Annotated in this window: 3 protein-coding genes; all 3 read right to left on the bottom strand. The window is 72.4% G+C overall.

The annotated features are described in order from the left end of the window. Positions 1 to 698 (bottom strand): nucleotide-binding protein (locus QQK25_RS22845; RefSeq protein ID WP_498027244.1); only part of this gene is annotated, 698 nt, incomplete at its 3' end. Further along, on the bottom strand, positions 695 to 1,486 hold the full coding sequence (cobA, locus tag QQK25_RS22850) for a uroporphyrinogen-III C-methyltransferase (protein WP_284190028.1): 792 nt from the start codon (positions 1,484 to 1,486) through the stop codon (positions 695 to 697). The genes QQK25_RS22845 and cobA, both read right to left, overlap by 4 nt. Before the next feature lie 27 nt (positions 1,487 to 1,513). Beyond that, the coding region (locus QQK25_RS22855; RefSeq protein ID WP_284190029.1) for a hypothetical protein at positions 1,514 to 1,695 on the bottom strand (182 nt) is incomplete at its 5' end.

Here is a 1,695-nt window from a genome sequence, read left to right on the forward strand (position 1 = left end):
AGCGGCGCCACCGGCGGCGGCTCGGCGGCGGGAAAGCTCACCGGCGGCGGCAGATCGGCCGCGCCGGTGCGGGCGAGGTGGTCGGCCAGGCGGTCGAGGCGCTCGTCCAGATCGGCGATCTCGGCGGCCTGCAGGATGCCCAGGTGGCGCTCCGGCAGCGCGGCGTCGGCGTCCCGGGGGATCGCGCCATACCAGGCGATCTCGCCGGGCAGGCAATCGCGCAGCAGCTTGGCGTGGCCTTCGCCGCCCACGTGGTTGGCGAGCACGCCCGAGAAGGGCAGATCCGGCTGCCAGGTGGCAAGGCCGTGGGCCACCGCGGCGAAGGTCTGGGCCATCGCCTTGGCGTCGATCACCGCCATCACCGGAATGCCGAAGCGGCGGGCGATGTCGGCGCCCGAGGGCTTGCCGTCGAAGAGGCCCATCACCCCTTCGACGAGGATCAGGTCCACTTCCTGCGCAGCGGCGTGCAGGCGCCACGCGGCATCGGCGTCGCCGCACATGCCCAGGTCGAGGTTATAGACCGGCGCGCCGGTGGCAACGGTGTGGATCTGCGGATCGAGAAAATCCGGCCCGCACTTGAACACCCGCACCTTGCGCCCCTGGCGCACGTGCAGGCGGGCGAGGGCCGCGGTGACGGTCGTCTTGCCCTGGCCCGACGAGGGCGCGGCGACGAACAGCGCGGGGCAGCGGGCGGTCATGCTTCGTCCTCCGGGTGGAACCACGCCAGCCGCGGCTGCAGCGACACCACGTCGCCGACGATGGTGAGCGCCGGCGGGGTGATGCCGGCCGCCTTCACCGCGCCCGGCAGGGTCGCCAGATCGGCGGTCACGACGCGCTGGGCCTTGGTGGTGCCACGCCGCACGACCGCCGCCGGGGTGGTGGCGGGCAGGCCGTGGGCCACCAGCTTGTCGCAGATCGTCGCCAGCTGGGTGATGCCCATGTAGAACACCAGGGTCTGCTTGCCCCGGGCGAGCATGTCCCAGTCGAGGTCCACCGTGCCGTCCTTCAGGTGGCCGGTGACGAACACGCAAGCCTGGGCGAAATCCCGGTGGGTGAGGGGGATGCCGGCGTAGGCGCCGATGCCCGCCGCGGCGGTGATGCCGGGGATCACCTCGAAGGACACGCCGGCCTTCACCAGCTCCTCCACCTCTTCACCGCCGCGCCCGAAGATGAACGGGTCGCCGCCCTTCAGGCGCACCACGCGCTTGCCCTGGCGGGCCAGATCGACCAGCAGCAGGTTGATGTCGCCTTGCGGCAGGGCGTGGTTGGAGGCCTTCTTGCCCACGTAGATGCGCTCGACGGCTGCCGGCACGCAGGCCAGCACCTCGGCGCTCACCAGGTTGTCGTAGACCAGCACGTCGGCCTCCAGCAGCAGGCGGGCGGCGCGCAGGGTGAGGAGCTCCGGATCGCCCGGCCCGGAACCGACGAGATAGACCCAGCCCGGCTTGGCTGGACGATGGCTGGCGGGAAAAACGGTATCAGGCACGACGGCGCTCCTGGCGGACTCGACGGTTCAGTTTAGCGGCTTGCGCCACAGCGCGAGGCGAATCGGCGCGGCGGGCGCAAAACGCAGCCGCCCGGCCACGGTCTCGCCGCGGGCGAGGCTCAGCTCCTGCCAGGCCTCGGCGGGCACCTGGGCGGCAAAGGCGAGCAGATCGGCGCGGGCGTGGTCGTCCTCGGCGGTGGCCACCAGCC

This window comes from Zoogloea oryzae, from assembly GCF_030161255.1.
GTDB classification, from domain to species: domain Bacteria; phylum Pseudomonadota; class Gammaproteobacteria; order Burkholderiales; family Rhodocyclaceae; genus Zoogloea; species Zoogloea oryzae.